This is a genomic window from Mycobacterium sp. HM-7 (assembly GCF_053852335.1).
The window spans coordinates 5,167,267-5,183,367 of record NZ_CM132657.1; the positions used below are offsets into that span (position 1 = coordinate 5,167,267).

14 protein-coding genes are annotated in these 16,101 nt (G+C 66.7%); 7 read left to right on the plus strand and 7 right to left on the minus strand.

Going from position 1 to position 16,101, the window contains the following annotated elements; translation table 11 throughout:
• From ACWW1C_RS24965 to ACWW1C_RS24980, 4 genes are read right to left on the minus strand one after another with little or no spacing between them, the layout of a single operon-like run.
• A complete protein-coding gene (locus ACWW1C_RS24965; protein WP_455984429.1) occupies positions 1 to 1,149 on the minus strand; it encodes a glutamate--cysteine ligase in 1,149 nt (382 codons plus the stop codon).
• Positions 1,130 to 1,849, minus strand: a complete 720-nt coding sequence (sodC, locus tag ACWW1C_RS24970) for a superoxide dismutase[Cu-Zn] (RefSeq protein WP_455980756.1) — start codon at positions 1,847 to 1,849, stop codon at positions 1,130 to 1,132. Before sodC ends, ACWW1C_RS24965 begins: the two co-directional genes overlap by 20 nt.
• A 10-nt stretch (positions 1,850 to 1,859) precedes the next feature.
• On the minus strand, positions 1,860 to 2,327 hold the full coding sequence (locus tag ACWW1C_RS24975; protein ID WP_455980757.1) for a LytR C-terminal domain-containing protein: 468 nt from the start codon (positions 2,325 to 2,327) through the stop codon (positions 1,860 to 1,862).
• Between the two features lie 41 nt (positions 2,328 to 2,368).
• Positions 2,369 to 2,677 (minus strand): DUF3263 domain-containing protein, encoded by a 309-nt coding sequence (locus ACWW1C_RS24980; protein ID WP_138232568.1) that lies wholly within the window; start codon positions 2,675 to 2,677, stop codon positions 2,369 to 2,371.
• Positions 2,678 to 2,838: 161 nt separating this feature from the next.
• Here ACWW1C_RS24980 and ACWW1C_RS24985 point away from each other — a divergent pair, with 161 nt between their 5' ends.
• Together ACWW1C_RS24985 and ACWW1C_RS24990 are read left to right on the plus strand one after the other, a co-directional pair.
• Positions 2,839 to 3,432 carry a peptide deformylase gene (locus ACWW1C_RS24985; RefSeq protein ID WP_455980758.1) on the plus strand — a complete coding sequence of 198 codons (594 nt, stop codon included), beginning with the start codon at positions 2,839 to 2,841 and terminating at the stop codon, positions 3,430 to 3,432.
• Complete coding sequence (locus tag ACWW1C_RS24990; protein WP_455980759.1) at positions 3,432 to 4,301, plus strand: N-acetylglutamate synthase, CG3035 family; 870 nt, start codon at positions 3,432 to 3,434, stop codon at positions 4,299 to 4,301. Before ACWW1C_RS24985 ends, ACWW1C_RS24990 begins: the two co-directional genes overlap by 1 nt.
• A 69-nt stretch (positions 4,302 to 4,370) precedes the next feature.
• Here ACWW1C_RS24990 and gjpA (ACWW1C_RS24995) read toward each other — a convergent pair whose 3' ends face one another.
• On the minus strand, positions 4,371 to 5,906 hold the full coding sequence (gjpA, locus tag ACWW1C_RS24995; protein ID WP_455980760.1) for an outer membrane porin GjpA: 1,536 nt from the start codon (positions 5,904 to 5,906) through the stop codon (positions 4,371 to 4,373).
• Between the two features lie 129 nt (positions 5,907 to 6,035).
• A complete protein-coding gene (gene gjpA, locus ACWW1C_RS25000; protein ID WP_455980761.1) occupies positions 6,036 to 7,568 on the minus strand; it encodes an outer membrane porin GjpA in 1,533 nt (510 codons plus the stop codon).
• A gap of 650 nt (positions 7,569 to 8,218) precedes the next feature.
• On the opposite strand from gjpA (ACWW1C_RS25000), the gene ACWW1C_RS25005 reads away from it, so the two are divergent.
• Genes ACWW1C_RS25005 through ACWW1C_RS25025 form a run of 5 tightly spaced genes read left to right on the plus strand, consistent with a single transcriptional unit; the run spans position 8,219 to position 15,466 of the window.
• Positions 8,219 to 9,700: a DUF3375 domain-containing protein gene (locus ACWW1C_RS25005; protein WP_455980762.1), complete on the plus strand. Its 1,482-nt coding sequence runs from the start codon at positions 8,219 to 8,221 to the stop codon at positions 9,698 to 9,700.
• Positions 9,693 to 10,358, plus strand: a complete 666-nt coding sequence (locus ACWW1C_RS25010) for a DUF4194 domain-containing protein (RefSeq protein ID WP_455980763.1) — start codon at positions 9,693 to 9,695, stop codon at positions 10,356 to 10,358. Before ACWW1C_RS25005 ends, ACWW1C_RS25010 begins: the two co-directional genes overlap by 8 nt.
• Positions 10,351 to 13,692 carry an ATP-binding protein gene (locus ACWW1C_RS25015; protein WP_455980764.1) on the plus strand — a complete coding sequence of 1,114 codons (3,342 nt, stop codon included), beginning with the start codon at positions 10,351 to 10,353 and terminating at the stop codon, positions 13,690 to 13,692. The genes ACWW1C_RS25010 and ACWW1C_RS25015 overlap by 8 nt, the downstream gene beginning before the upstream one ends.
• Positions 13,693 to 13,702: 10 nt before the next feature.
• Positions 13,703 to 14,488 (plus strand): exodeoxyribonuclease III, encoded by a 786-nt coding sequence (locus ACWW1C_RS25020; protein WP_455980765.1) that lies wholly within the window; start codon positions 13,703 to 13,705, stop codon positions 14,486 to 14,488.
• Positions 14,489 to 15,466 carry an alpha/beta hydrolase gene (locus tag ACWW1C_RS25025; RefSeq protein WP_455980766.1) on the plus strand — a complete coding sequence of 326 codons (978 nt, stop codon included), beginning with the start codon at positions 14,489 to 14,491 and terminating at the stop codon, positions 15,464 to 15,466. It begins immediately after the preceding gene.
• Here ACWW1C_RS25025 and ACWW1C_RS25030 read toward each other — a convergent pair.
• Positions 15,463 to 16,026, minus strand: a complete 564-nt coding sequence (locus ACWW1C_RS25030; protein WP_455980767.1) for a TetR/AcrR family transcriptional regulator — start codon at positions 16,024 to 16,026, stop codon at positions 15,463 to 15,465. The two genes, ACWW1C_RS25025 and ACWW1C_RS25030, sit on opposite strands and share 4 nt — an antisense overlap.
• Between the last annotated feature and the right edge of the window lie 75 nt (positions 16,027 to 16,101).

Sequence of the window (16,101 nt, forward strand, 5' to 3'; positions counted from 1 at the left end):
CTACAACTCCAGCTCCGACACCAGCGCGTCGACGACTTGCAACAGGTCCCCGTCGGTCTCCTCGGCGACCCGGCGCTGCCGTTGATACGACCCACCCAGCGTGTAGATGTCCGCGACCCGCGCCAGCTCATCGGAGCAATTCAGCGATGCCGCAACGGGTTCCAGCCGGTTGAGCAGTTCGTCCAGATCTTCGGTGACCAGCCGCTCGTTACTGTCGGCGTCCAGGATGATCTCGGCGTCCAGCCCGTAACGCGCCGCGCGCCACTTGTTTTCCTGCACATGCCAGGGCGGCATGGTGGGCAGCTGCTCGCCGGCGTCCAGCCGGCGGTCGAGGTCGACGATCAGGCAGTGCGTCAGCGCGACCAGCGCGCCCAGCTCGGCGATGTTGGACACGCCGTCGAAAATCCGGACCTCGATCGTCCCCAGATGTGGCGACGGCCTGATGTCCCAACGGATTTCGTTCATGTGGTCGATGATGCCGGTCTTGCGCTGGTCGTAGACGAAGCGCTCGAAGTGCGACCACTTCTGGAAGTGGAACGGCAGGCCGGCGGTCGGCAGTTGCTGGAACATCATGGCCCGGTTGCTGGCGTAGCCGGTGTCCTCACCGTCCCAGTAGGGCGACGACGCCGACAGCGCCAGCAGATGCGGGTAATGGTTGAGCAGCGACGTGATGATGGGCATCACCTTGTGCGCCGACGAGATCCCGACGTGGACGTGCACGCCCCAGATCAGCATCTGCCGACCCCACCACTGGGTGCGTTTGATCAGCTCGGCGTAGCGCTGCCCTTCGGTGAGTTGCTGACTCTCCCATTCCGCGAACGGGTGGGTCCCGGCGCAGAACAGCTCCATGCCGCGTTCCCGCACGATCCGGCGTACCGGACCGAGCGTGGATCGCAGATCGTCCATGGCCTCGCCGACGTTGTCGCACACGCCGGTGACGACCTCAACGGTGTTGCGCAGCAATTCTTTGTGCACATGTGGCGTCTCGCCGATCTCGGCAATGACCTCGGCGGCCTCGTTGCTCAGGTCACGCGTGTCGGCGTCGACGAGGGCAAACTCCCATTCGACGCCGAGGGTCGGTCGTGGCGACCCGGCGAAATCGATCCGCGGCGGGGTGTGGCTGTCCGCGCTACCCGGCAGCGATGACACCGCACGCCACGCGCTTACCGGAGTCACCGGTGTTCATCGAAGCCTCGTCCGCACCCGGTGCGGCGCCCTGAATCTGCTGGTACCGATCAGCCGGGATGTTGCCGAAATTGTCGGCCTTCTCGTGGATGATCAGCGCGGTCTTGTTGCCGGCGAGCAGCTGCTCGGCGGTAAACGCGTCGGTGGTGGTCACCAGCGAGCCGGTGCCGTCGGCCCGCACCTGCAGCGACGCCAGGTCGCCGCTCATCGGGTAGCCGGTGTGGCCCGGAGCCTGGAAGTGCCCGCCGGCGGACAGGAAGTCGCCGGGTGCGCCACCGGCAGGCGCCACCGAGTTCGGCTCACACTTGCCGGCCGAGTGGATGTGCAGGCCGTGGAATCCGGGGGTCAGCACGCCCGTGCTGGTGGTCTTGACCGTCAGCGTGGCGAATCCGCCGTTGAACAGGAACTCGGCGGTCGCGACCGTCGTGCCCTCGGGGGTCTTCAGCTCGGTGACCAGCTTCTCGCCCATCGGGGCGGCCTGCGGGGCGGCCTTTTCGCCGGCCTTCTCACCGTGGCCCTGGGGGGCGTGCTCGACGCCGGTCCAGACCGCGGGCGTGGTGCCGGGCGTGGTCGCGGGCACCTGTCCGGGAGGGGCACACGCAGCGACGACGGGGGCGATGACCGCAGCGGCGGCAAGGAAGCGAATCGGAGCTGAGATCGGCATGCCGGAGAGCCTAACCGGTCACCAGAACGATGACGCCCGGTCCCTTGTCATTGAGCGCCGGGATGCGTGGTTCGACGGGCGCGTCGAGGATTTTGCCGACCGCTTCGGCGGCTTCCTTCTCCCCCGCGGCCTCACCGAAGTACACGGTCGTGGCCGCCGGCGGGGTGTCCACGCTGAGGTTGTCGGTCTCGGAGACGTTCCACTGCGCCTCGTGCAGCTTGTTCGCGACGGTCTGGGCGGCGCCGGCAACCTCAGAGATGTTGAACACCTTGACGTCGGCCTTGGCCGGCGCGGGCGTCGTCGACGTCGTGGCGGCCGTGGTGGCCGTGGCGCTGGTCGAGCTGCTCGACGAGTTCGACTCGGAACTGCTGTCCGAGCTCAGCGACTGGAAGGCCACGAGCAGGAAAACGACGCCGAGGAACAGCAGCACCATGACCATGGCGCGCAGGGGTAGTCCGGAAGACTCTCGCTGATTCATTGCTCCCCACCTTATCGAGGCGAACCCTCAGGGCAGAAAAGCTAGGTGATTTCGAAACCGAGACGACGCGCGGCCTTGGCCTTCTGCCGGCTGGCGCGCTGCCGGCGCAGTCGCTTGACCAGCATCGGGTCTGCGGCCAGCGCCTCAGGCCGGTCGACCAGCGCGTTGAGCACCTGGTAGTACCGGGTCGCCGACATCGAGAACAGCTCCTTGATGGCGTCCTCTTTGGAACCCGCGAATTTCCACCACTGACGTTCGAAACCAAGAATGTCGTGTTCGCGGCGGGTCAACCCGTCGGCGAGCTCAGAGTCGTCCCCGGATCGCTCAGTACGCGCAATAGCGCCGTCCATTTCGCCCCTGGACCCTTTCTCTGATCTCGGTATATGCCAGTCTGTTTCGTGCGTCACAACGGATCTGGGACGCATCAAGTGGTTCGGCGAACATTCAACCACGGCGAACGGTATTGAGCCGTGATCGTTACCCGCGAGTCGGATCACTAAGATTGCTCGTCATGGCTGTCCGTCCAATCTGCATCGTCGGTGACCCTGTTCTGCATACCGCGACCACTCCGGTGGCCGTCGGCGCCGACGGCTCCCTCCCTTCCGATCTCGCTCCTCTGATCGATGACATGTACGAAACGATGGACAAGGCCAACGGGGTGGGCCTGGCCGCCAACCAGATCGGTGTCGGGCTGCGGCTGTTCGTCTACGACTGCGCCGACGACCGCGGCCAGACCGCGCGCCGTCGCGGCGTGGTGATCAACCCGGTGCTGGAAACGTCGGAAATCCCCGAGACCATGCCCGACCCCGACTACGACGACGAAGGCTGCCTGTCGGTCCCCGGCGAGTCGTTCCCGACCGGCCGCGCCACGTGGGCCAAGGTCACCGGCGTGGACGCCGACGGCCGGCCTGTCGAACTGGAGGGCACCGGCCTGTTCGCGCGCATGCTGCAGCACGAGACCGGGCACCTCGACGGTTTCCTGTATCTCGACTGCCTGATCGGCCGCAACGCGCGGGCAGCCAAGCGGATGGTCAAGTCGAACAAGTGGGGCGTGCCCGGACTGAGCTGGATGCCGGGCGAGGTCGACGATCCGTTCGGGCACTGATGCCCACCAGCGGGCGCGTCGGTAGCCGCGTCTCGCTGCGCTACCGGTTGCCCCAGCCGGAGGCTGAAGCCTTCACCGATGTCGTCGGCCACATCGAGGCGCTCACGCCGCTCGTGGTGGTGCGGACGAAATCGGGTGATCGGGTCGAGATCAGCCCGGCCGATGTGATGTCGGTCCGCGAGCTGTCGCACGCCCCGGTCCGCAATTCAGAGATTCGGGCGGTCGAGCATGCCGCCGCGCTGGCCTGGCCGGGTACGCAGCAGCACTGGGTCGACGGCTGGCTGCTGCGAGCCGGTGGCCCGGACATGCGGACCAACTCGGCTGTGCCACTGCTCTTTTCGTCGGACCTGACGGCACTGCCCGCGATCGCCGGCTGGTACGCCGCGCGCGGGCTGCAACCGTGGGTGGCGCTGCCGGAGCGGCTGTTGCCCATCCGTACCGAGGGCGTCGAGCCCAATCGGATTCTGACCATCGAATTGCCGGGCGGCGCGGGTGCCGAACTGCCGTCGCAGCCGGACGCCCGGTGGCTGCAGATTCACGGACAGGCCGTGCCGGTCGAGGTGCTCACCGCCGTGATCGACGGCGACGTGGCGTTCACCACCGTGGACGACGCCGCCGTCGGGCGTGCGGCGGTGACCACGGCACCCGACGGCAGAGTGTGGGCGGGCCTGTCGGACGTCGCCGCGCTCGGGCCGGAGCGTCGGCGTGGACTGGGCCGCGCCGTGTGCGCGGAACTGATGGCCTGGGCTTCGGGGCGTGGTGCGACGCATGCCTACGTGCGCGTCCCCGACGACGATGCGGCCGCGATTGCGCTGGCCGAGTCGATGGGTTTCCGGCTGCATCACCGGTCTCGGTACGTGCTCCTGTAACGCCGAGACCACGGCTTCTCGCGCGACGTCGTCGGCGCGCGAGAAACCGTGGTCTCGGCAAACTGGTGGCTAGTGCGCGTCGGCACCGGCGTGCGTCGAACCACCTTGACTGGCAGCGGATTTCGCCGGAGCCGGCTTCTTCACGGGCTTCGGCTTCTCCGACTTCTCCGACTTCGGCTTGCTCGGCTTCTTCTCGGGCTTCTTGGTGTCGGACTTGGTCGTCTCGGACTTCGTCGTGTCGGACTTGATCTCGGACGTCTTCGTCTCCGACTTGGTGGTGTCCGGCTTTGTGTCATCCGACTTCTGGTTGTCGGTCTTGGTCGGCGTGGCCGGGGTGGCCGGAGTGGCCGGGGTCGCCGGAGTGGCCGGCGTCTCCGAGGTGGCCGGGGTCGCCGGGGTCGCCGGCGTTGCGGGCGTCGCCGGGGTGGCCGGCGTCTCGGACTTGGCCGGAGCTGCAGGCTTTGCAGGCGACTCCGCCGCGGTCGCCTTCACCTGCGTCACCGCCAACGTGGACTGCGGGATCGACGTGATCGAGTTGTCCGTCTCCGCTTTGGTCACCGACACCTGGGTGGCGGCCGCCGGAGTTGCGGCGGGCAGCTTCAGCGGATTACCGGTGCCACTCCAGCCGATGGCCTTGGCCAGGATGCGGCCGAGCGACACCATGGCGCCGATGGGCCCGATGCCCAGACCGTCGATCTGCAGGTCCGTCCCGATGATGTCGGCATAGACGGTCTGCCCGAGCGAGTTCAGGATCGAGCCACCGAGGCCCATCTGGTCCCAGCCGGTCGATCCGGCGGTGAACAGTCCGCCGAACTGGATGTTGAGCGCCTTGACGACGGCATTGTCGCTGAGCGGAATGGTCTTGTTGATCAGCTTTGCCACGAGGTCCAGGTTGAGGTTGGCGCCGTTGAGGACGCCGTTCACCATGGCAGCCGGGATGTTGATGGCGGTCTGCAGCGCTTTCGCCGCGTCGCCTTGCGACAGGGACGCACCGATGCTGGTGAGACTGTTCGCCAGCGCCACCGCCGGGCTGATCGCCGGTCCTGCCAGGCCGATCAGGACCCCGCTCAGCGGCGATGCCAGGAAGTTGAACACTTCCTGCACGACCCGGTTGGCCATGGCGTTCGAGGCCGTCGGAAGCAGCTTCGGAATCACCTGAAGCAGGATGAAGTGGAAACCATCGTTCGAGTCGACGGACTGCGTGTTGTTCCCGGGGTCGGTGCCCAGCAACGTCGCGGCGGTGATCGCCGACTGCACGTTATGCCCGATCTCGCCCAACACGGTGCCGATGTTGCCGGGATTCTGCAGGATGGCCCCGACGTGGCTGATCTGATTCGCCAGGAACTGCTGCAGCAGCACCGCAGGTGCCTCGGAGATGGCGTCACCGAGGCGTCCCGCATTCGCCGCGGCGGTCTTGAACGCGTCCTGCCACGGCTGCAGCGGGTTGTAGGCCGCGGTCAGCTGCACCGCGGCGGTGCTGACCGACGGCAGCGCCGGCAGGTGGGTGGCGGCGGGTGCCGACGCCAGCAGTGGACTGACCACGACGGCCGCCGTGGTCACTGCGCAGATACCCGCCTTCGTATGGCGACGGACCGCTGAATCCATGAGAACGACTCCTCTTTCCGAGTGATTGGCTTGATTTGGGCAGGACAAAATGAGGTCGGTATGTCGACGGAGAGTTTCCGACGGGAATCGGTGGGCCTCCCCCGAGCAGGGAGACCCACCGACTGCTGACTACTTGCTCGACGCGCTCGAGTGAGTCGAACCACCCTCGCTTGCAGTGGATTTCGCCGGTGCCGGCTTCTTCACGGGCTTCGGCTTCTCCGACTTCGGCTTGCTCGGCTTCTTCGACTCGGACTTCTTGGTCTCAGGCTTCGCCGTGTCCGACTTCGTGTCCGACTTCGTCGACTCCGACTTGGTCGAGTCGGTCTTGTGGCCATCCGACGTCTGGTTGTCGGACTTCGTCGGGCTCGCCGGTGTTGCCGGAGTTGCCGGAGTCGCCGGGGTGGCAGGCGAAGCCGGAGTCTCCGAGCCGGCCGGCGTCGCAGGCGTAGCCGGGGTGGCGGGCGTAGCCGGAGTGGCCGGAGTGGCAACCGTCTCAGACTTGGCCGGCGCCGTCGTCTTCGCGGGAGTCTCGGGCTTATCGGCAGTCACCTTCACCGGCGTCACAGCCAACGCAGGCTGCGGGATCGAGGTGATCGAGTTGTCCGTGGCCGCCTTGGCCACCGACACCTGCGTGGCAGCCGCCGGAGTCGCCGCAGGCGGGTTCAGCGGATTACCGGTACCGCTCCAACCGATGGCCTTGGCGAGCAAGTGGCTGAGATTCACGAGTGCACCGATCGGCCCGATGCCCTGGCCATCGATGGTCAACGGGTCGTTCGGGGCAAGCGACGTGAGGGCGGTGAGCCCGAGGGAGTTCAGGATCGAGCCACCGATGCCGCTGAGATCCATGCCCGTCACGCCGGCGGTGAACAGACCACCGAACTGGATGTTGAGTTTCTGCAGCTCGTTGCCGGCCGGCATGGTCTTGGTGATCAGCGGCGCCAGCACGTCCAGGTTGAGATTGGCTCCGTTCAGGAAGCCGTTCACCATGGCGGCCGGGATGTTGATGGCGGTTTGCGCCGCGGTCATCGCGTTACCGGCGGCGAGCGAGGTGGCAATCTTGGTGATGCTGTTGACCAGGGCCACCACCGGGCTGATGCCGGGACCCACCAAACCCATCAGGACGCCGCTGAGCGGCGACGCCAGCACGTTGACCACCTGCGTGACGATCGCGGACGCCTGCGGGTTGCCCGCCGTCGGGAGCATGTTCGGGATCATCTGCGCGACCAGGCCGTGCCAGATGTCATTCGAGTCGGCGATGGTCCAGTCTTCTGGCTTGGTCCCCAGCAGCGTGGCAGCGGTGATCGCTGATTTCACGTTCTGCCCGACGTCCTGGATCACGGCGCCGATGTTGCCGGGGTTCTGCAGGATGGCCCCGACGTGGCTGATCTGGTTCGCCAGGAACTGCTGCAGCAGCACCGCCGGCGCTTCGGAGACGACGGCGCCGATTCGCTGCGCATTCGCCGACGCGGTGTTGAAGGCGTCGAGCCACGGCTGGAGCGGGTTGTACGCCGCAGTCAGCTGTACCGCGGCGGTGCTGACCGACGGGAGCGCCGGAAGCTTGGCGGCGGCAGGCACCGACGGCAGCAGTGGACTGACCACGAGGGCCGCCGTTGTCGCTGCGCAGATACCCGCCTTCGTATGGCGACGGACCGCAACATTCATCAAGTGACTCCTCAGTGTGGGCTGCTTACTGGCGGGTAATTTACCGACGAGTAACTCAGTTAATCCAGAGTTTTTGACGAAGTCGTAACGAATTGATAGCGACGTCGTGCGACTCACAGCCCACACCAAGGCGGTTTGCGTATTAGCCGGTAAACCGCCGTTTATGGGCCGGCCAACCACCCGGCAAATGGCCAGTCGGCAAACCCATTTAGGTGGCCGAGCGACCGCCCAGCACGCCCGCCGGAAAGCAGGCGGACCAGCTCGATATATTCCGATTAGTAATGCTCACACGTTATTTTTTCGTTATGGCCCAGCCCACAGACCGCGGCCATCGTGACTCACATCTCACAACCGGCGGCGGCTGCCAGTGATCTTGACTGGGACACCCCGTACCCGCGTGGGGCAAATCGGCCACGGTGCAGATCGCCGTCCCGGCACAGTTGCTGCGGCGGCCCATACGAGCGGTGGCCGACGCGCCGGCCAGTGTCCACATACTGAGACAACATGTGGGACGGGGCGTCCCCGGCAATAACAGCAATCGCCGTTCTGGTCCCCGCGGGGCCCGACCGCCGACGCCGACCGACACTTCGCCAAGTATCTTGGACCGGCGGTGGAACGCACCGAAGTGTCAGGCTGGTCAGGGGTTGCGGGTGCAAGAGAATGCGGCGCTGTCGGCCGCCGAGTTGCTCGAACTCAACCGTGACGTTCAGGGCTCGCGCGCGGTCCGGCTGCTGGCCACCAACAACCTCGGCGTCTATGCCACTCTCATGGAGCGGCACCTCAGCGACGGCATGATCTCCGAAACCGACCTGGTGGTCCGGCTGGAACGCGATCTGGCGGCCCTCGGCGAGACCGACGACCAGCTCGGACAGTCCGGCCTCGCCCTGATCAAGTCGTGGGCCAGCCAAGGCTGGGTGCACCGGGTCGTGGACCAACGCAGCGGCTCAGGCGATTTCGCCCGCAACGTCTGTTACCTGACCCAGGACGCCCGGCGCGCCCTCGACTTCGTCCGCGGCATGCGCCGGGGCGACAGCATCGCAACGGGCGGCTCGATCTCGGGCATCGCCTCCCGCATGCGTCAGATAGCCACTCGTGCCGGCAATGACCCCGACCGCATCAGGGCAGGCATCGAGGCCGAGATCGCCGAGCTGCACCGCGAACTGGACGAGTTGGAAGCCGGCCTGCGGCCCGAACCCGACGTCACCGACATGTACGACGAGGCCCGCGCCATCGCGATTCAGATGGAACGGCTGATCACCGACATCGGCCTCTACGGCACCATGATCGAACAGGCCACGCAGGCGCTGGACGATCCGATCGACACCAACATCGAGTACCGCGACCGGCAGCGCCAGATGTACGCCGACTACCAGGCGGCATGGGATTCGGCAGGCCGCGATTCGCACCGCGCGTTCCTGCGGATGATCAACGACCCGGACCAGCGCGCCGAGTTCGAGACCGACATCGCCACCGTCGCGTCGGCGCTGCCCGAGCTGGACCCGGCCCTGCGCAAGGTGATGGCCGGCTTCTTCGAGTTGATCGGCCACCAGATCGACGAGGTGGAACGCATCCAGCAGCGCTGCGCGCAGCGGGTCAAGCGGTTCACCGCGTTCGGCACCATGGAGTCCAGCCGCGGTGTCGCCCGCCAACTCAATGAGGCCATCGGCGCGGCCCGGACGCTGCTGAAGTCGTCCCTCACCGATTCCCGGCTGGACATCGAGGTCCCCCTGGCGCGCCACGCCATCAGCTCGATCGGCGCGCTCAGCTTCAAGATCGGCGACCTGTCCGCGCCAAAGCCGGCCGAGGCGGCGCAAGGCGACGTCGACCTGTCGAGCTTCGCCGCATTGACCACCCAGGTCGATGCACCTGCGATGTCCGAGATGCTCAATGCCGCGGTCGCGCGCCGTCCGGTGTCACTGGCCGAGGCCGTCGCACTACTCGATTCGGCGTACCTGGGCCACGTCATCGTGTTGTGGTCCTGGGCCCTCAAGCAGCCCGCAGGGCCAAGCGACCCGCGTGACAACACGATGTCCGTGCGATTCCGCTCCCTCGATGGCCGGGACCGCGAGATCGAGGTGCCATATCTGATGTTCACCGAGCCTGTTGCCGTGGCGGGAGCCCTTCATGACTGACTCACCTATCGATTTCGCCTCGCTACCCGAGGTCGACGGCGCCAGCCGGGTCGCCGGGCAGCGTCGACCCCGGTTCGACGGCGACGTCAGCGCCATGCCGGACCGGGCCTGCTGGGCACTGCAGCATCTGCTGACCCGCCGCTACATCAGCAGCGAGTCCGACCGCGACATCTACAGCTGGATCCTGGAGTACCGCAACGAATTATCGGTACGGCTGTCCGAACTCGATCTGCAGCTGCGCATCTCGGAAGGCGTCGACATCGCGTTCATCGAGCAGGCCCGCTACGAGTCGGCCAAAGGCATCAAACTGCTGCGCCGTGAGCCCCTGGGCACCTACGACTCGATTCTGGCGTTGCACCTGGCGCAGATGATGCGCGCCGGTGGGGACCAGAGCTTCCTGATCACCCGCGACGAGATGCACGGCATGTTCACCGGAGTGCTCAACGAAACCGACCGCGACGCAGTGACTTTCGTCGCCCGCATCGACGCCGCCATCGCCCGCCTGACGGGTCTCGACATCCTGCGCCGCAGCCGCGACGACGAGGACAGCTACACCGTGAGTCCCGTCATCACCGCCGTGATGACGGCTTCGGTGATCACCGAGCTGCAGCAGCAGTTCGAACAACTCACCGGTGGAGGGGCGGAAACCGATGTCTGAGCAGTTCCATCTGTCGCGGCTCCAGATCATCAACTGGGGCGTGTTCGACGGCTACCACACCATTCCGTTCAGCGCCGGCGGTTCGCTGGTCGCGGGCGCTTCCGGCAGCGGTAAATCGTCACTGCTGGATGCCATCTCGCTCGGCTTCCTGCCGTTCAACAGACGCAATTTCAACGCTTCCGGCGACAACACCGCGGCGGGCTCGAGCGCGGGCCGCCGCACCGTCGACAAGTACGTCCGCGGCGCCTGGGGCCAGCGCAGCGAAGCCGGCGCCAGTCAGGTCATGTACCTGCGCGGCGAAGGCACCACCTGGTCCGCGGTCGCGGTCACCTACACCAGCAACACCGGCCGCACCATCACGGGCCTGGTGCTCAAATGGCTTACCGGAGAATCGCGTTCGGACTCGTCGAGCCGGTTCGTCATCGGCGACGGCGACCTGGACATCGAGGACGTCTGCAACCGGTGGGCCGCGGGCCGGTTCGACACGGGCGTGTTCAAAGACAGCGGCTGGCGCTTCACCACCAAGGTCGAGTCGCAGTATCTGGCGCAGTTGTACGCCTCGATCGGCATCCGCGCCTCGGACGCCGCACAGCAGTTGCTCGGCAAGGCCAAGTCACTGAAAAGTGTTGGCGGGCTTGAGCAATTCGTCCGTGAGTTCATGCTGGACGAACCGGACAGCCTGGCCCGGCTGCCCGAGGCCCTCAAGCAGATCGACCCCCTCGTCGAGGCCCGGGAACTGCTCGCGGTGGCTCAGCGCAAGCGCAAGATCCTCGGCGACATCGAGGCCATCCAGGTGCGCTACGCCTCCGAGTCGACCGACCTCGGGATCATCGATCTGGTCGACCTGCCGATGGTGCGGGCCTACACCGACCACGTCCGGCTGCGGCACTGCCCCACCGAGATCGAGACGCTCGACGCGACCATCGACCAGCTGGAGCACGAGCATTCCGACCTGACCCGGCAGCTGAATCTGGCCAAGGCCGAAGGCGATTCACTCAACGCCCAGATCAGCGGCGCGTCGGCGAACGTGGGCCCGCTGCAGGCGCAGGTCAACGCGGCCGAGGCGCAGGCCGACGACGTGGCCCGGCGGCGTGCGGGCTACGAAGAAATGGTCGCGGCCCTGGGCGTCGAGGTGCCCGACACGGCCGACGAATTCTGGAACCTGCGCGAGGAACTCACCCGGCAGGCCACCGAGATGCTGGGCAAACTGGAGTGGGGGCGCGACGCGTCCACCGACGCGGAGTACGCACAGAAGTCGGCGCGAATCCTGCGCGACAACGCGGCCAAGGAACTCAAGCGAGTCGAGCACGTCGGCTCGGCGCTGCCCGAGTCCGCTGTGACGATGCGCGACCAGATCTGTGCGGGCGTCGGCATCGACCCCGCCGAACTGCCCTATGTCGCCGAGCTTTTCGATCTGCAGCCCGAGCACAGCCGGTGGCGCCTGGCGGTGGAGAAGGTATTGCGCTCGGTCGGCCTACGGCTGCTGGTGCCCGACCAGCATTACGCCAAGGTCCTGCGATTCGTCAACGAGACCAACATGCGCGGACGGCTGGCACTGCACCACGTCCGGGCCGGCGCTTCTGGCCGCGAAGCCGAGCCGAACACGTTGGCGGGCAAGCTGTTCCTGGTCAAGCCGAAGCACGCCTGCGCCGCCGAAGCCGCCGATGTGATCGCCGCGGCCGGTGACCACATCTGCGTGGACACTCCTGACGTGTTCGTGCGGTTCCGCCGCGCGGTCACCGATGCGGGTCTCTACAAGGACTCCGACCGGCTGGCCATCAAAGACGACCGGCGCCCGATCAAACCCTCCGAGTACATCTATCAGGGCGACATCGGCGCCAAGCTGGAAGCGCTGCACGCCGAACTCACCGAGGCCGAGGAGGCCTTCAGCAGCGCCCGGCGCGCCGCCGATGAGATTGCGGCACAACGCCAACGCTGGCGCGACCGGGCCGCCGCGTGCAAGGCGGTCTACGAGCAGTTCCCCCAGTGGAGCCAGATCGACACCGACACCGCCGAGGGCCACGCCGACCGGCTCCGCGAACAGTACGAGCTGCTGCTGGCCGACCACCCCGACATCGAGGCACTGTCGGCCCGCGCCGAGGAGTGCTGGGTCGACATCCAGACCCTGATGACCCGGCGCGGCGCCATCCAGACCCGGCGCGACGATCTCGACGCGCGTCGGACCAAGCTGATGGACCTGCAGGACCGCCTGTCCCCCGCCGCGGTGTCGGAGCAGGCGACGGATCTGTTGCGCCGCTACGCAGCTGAGGTTCCCGTGCCGCTGGAACTGCTCAATCCCGAGCCGCACCGCGAGGCGCTGTTCGCGGCGATCCGCCGCGAACGCGACCAGCTCACCGAGAGCCGCAGGCGTTCCTACGACGAGCTGTCCCGCATCGTCGCGACGTTCGACACGTCGTTCCCGGACGCGATCCCCAACGACTCGGACGACTTCGACGAGCGCATCTACGACTACGTCGCGGTCTGCCGCCACATCGACGAGCGCGAGCTGCCCGACGCCTATGACCGCATGATGCGACTCATCACCGAGCAGGCGCCCGATGCGATCCTGACCCTGCACCGCGTCGCCGAGCAGGAGACCCGGCGGATCAGCGAGCAGATCGATCGCGTCAACACCGGTTTGGGCGCAGTGGAATTCAACCGCGGCACCCGCCTGACACTGCGCGCCAACCCGCGCAGCATGGTCGCCGTCTCCGAGCTCACCGACATCGTCAAGGCCATCTCCCGGCGCATCGCCGAGGTGGGGCTGGGTGACAAGAAGGCGATCCTCGACCAGTACGCCGACATCCTGCGGTTGCGAAACCGGTTGGCCGGCAACAACCCCGAGGACCGGACCTGGACCCGCGATGCGCTCGATGTGCGTAACCGGTTCACCTTCGACTGCGCCGAGTGGGACGTGGCGAACGACGAACTGATCCGCACGCACAGCAACGCCGGTGACAACTCCGGTGGCGAGCAGGAGAAGCTCATGGCCTTCTGCCTGGCCGGGGCGCTCAGCTTCAACCTCGCCAATCCCGAAAGCGGCGACAACAAGCCGGTTTTCGCGCAGCTGATGCTCGACGAGGCATTCTCCAAGTCCGACCCCCAGTTCGCCTCGCAGGCGCTGCAGGCGTTCCGCAAGTTCGGTTTCCAGCTGGTGATCGTCGCAACGGTGCAGAACGCCACGACCATCCAGCCGTACATCGACGGCGTGGTGATGGTGTCCAAGTCCGAGGCCACCGGCCGCAACGCCCGTCCGGTCGCGAACGTCGCCACCAAGACCATCACCGATTTCACCGCCCTGCGCCGGGAACTGAAAGTCCCCGAACCTGTCTGATCGGAGCGTCATGCGTATCGCCACCTGGAACGTCAACTCCATCCGCACCCGGGTCGACCGGGTCACGGACTGGCTGTCCCGCGCGGACGTCGACGTGCTCGCCATGCAGGAGACCAAGTGCAAGGACGAGCAGTTCCCGACCATGCCGTTCGCGGCACTCGGTTACGAAGTCGCGCACGTCGGACACAGCCAGTGGAACGGCGTGGCCATCGCGTCCCGCGTCGGACTCGAGGACGTGCAGATCGGTTTCGCCGGCCAGCCGCAGTGGCAGGACGCCGATGAGGCCCGCGCGATAGGCGCCACCTGCGGCGGGGTCCGGCTGTGGAGCCTGTACGTACCCAACGGCCGGACGCTGGAAGACCCGCACCTGCCGTACAAGCTGAAATGGCTTGCCGCTCTGCGGGACACGGCGACCGGCTGGCTGGCCGACGATCCGTCGCTGCCGCTGGCGTTGATGGGTGACTGGAACATCGCACCGACCGACGAGGACGTGTGGGACATGGCGGTGTTCGCGAACTCGACGCACGTCTCGGAGCCGGAGCGGGCAGCGTTCCGCGCCATGAACGACGCCGGATTCGCGGACGTGGTGCGCCCGTTCACGCCGGGTCCGGGGGTCTACACCTACTGGGACTACACCCAGTTGCGCTTCCCCAAGAAGCAGGGCATGCGCATCGACTTCGTACTGGGCTCACCGGAATTCGCGGCGCGCGTCGAGCACGGCGAGATCGTCCGTGAGGAACGCAAAGGCAAGCAGCCCAGCGATCACGCGCCCGTGCTCGTTGAATTGGCGAAGTAGATGGCAGCCCTACCGGTTGTCTACGCCGCCGGGCCCACGAGCCGCCGCGCCCGCGTCATCCACTTCTTCGCGAATCTCCTGCTGGCCCGCATCCTGATTCGTGCCCTCACCGCGGCGGAGTTCGAGGCCACGTCTCTGCGCATCGAGCGCGTGGGACGCCGGGTGAACGGGATCGCCCGACTACAGCGGGTCCGGCCCTACCGGAAGTTCCGGCTGGTCGCAGAAAGCTGGAACGGCCTGCCGGTCGAGTCGGTGTCCCTTCTGAAACTGCCTGCCTCGACGGCGGACGGCGTCATCCTCTACTTCCACGGCGGCGGTTTCGTCCTCGGCGATCTGAACACCCATATCCCTGCCGTCGCCACCCTGGCCCGGGTCACCACGTTGCCGGTGGTGCACGTCGAGTACCGGCAGTACCCCGAAGTCGATCTGGAGACGTCCATCCAGGACTGCCTCGGCGCATACCGGCACCTGTTGAGCCAGGGCATCGATCCGGCGAAGGTCGTCATCGCCGGCGACTCGGCCGGCGGTTTTCTGGCGTTCGCCACCGCACAGCGCGCGCCCGAGCACGGCTTGCCCACTCCCGCAGGGGTTGTCGGTATTTCGCCGTTGCTCGAATTGGACAACGCGGCACGCCGGGTACATCCGAACGCCGTGACGGACGTGTTCGGGATCGCCACGGCCCTGCCCGTCATCACCGCACGGGTCTGCGCCACAGAAGATCTGATTGCGCGATTGGAACCCATGTCGGGACCCATGGAGACGATGCCGCCGTCACTCATCGTGGCCTCGGCGTCGGAGGCGCTGCTGTGTGACGCCATCCGGATGCAAGAGAAGCTGAGCCAGGCCGGACGCACATGCGAGGTCGCGGCCTGGCCGCGCCAGCTGCACGCGTTTCCGGCCATATTTCCGGGGCTGCCCGAAAGCCGCCAGGCGTATGCCCGGATCGCGCGGTTCATCTCCGGCTGCCTGGCCGACTAACCGTTCAGGAGCTGCTCCACCGACTCGACGAGCGCTTCCTCGACCCTGCGCAGCGGCAGTTCCGACCGGGTCGCCTGCGCAACGATGATCGCGCCTTCGACGGCGGCGACCGTCAACGTCGCCTGCCGGGCCGCCTGCTCGGCCGTCAAACCCGCGGACTCCAGCCGGGCGGCGATGCGGTTCTCCCAGTCGACGAAGACCGCACCGGCCGCGTCGGCCGCCTCAGGAGCCTCGCTGCGGCCCAGGGCGGCAGCGACGATCGGACAGCCGATGGCGAAGTCGTTGCTGGTCAGAGTGGCTATCCACATCTCGACGAAAGCCCGGACCGCGCCAATGGGCTCGCGATCTTTCATCAGGCCGTCGATGACATCGGCCATCATGCGACCCGCGGATGCGGTCGCATCGGCGACCAGTTCGGCCTTGCCGCCGGGGAAATTCAGATACAGCGACCGGCGCGCGGCGCCACTGCGTTCGAGCAGCTGACTGAGCCCCATACCCGAAACACCCTGGCGCCGAATCAGATCGATGGCTGTGACGACGAGCCGATCGCGGGCACTCATGTGACGTAACTCCCTGTCCTACAGCATTGTTTGCATACCGATTGGTCTACTAGCGTCTGCCCTCAATAGTAGACC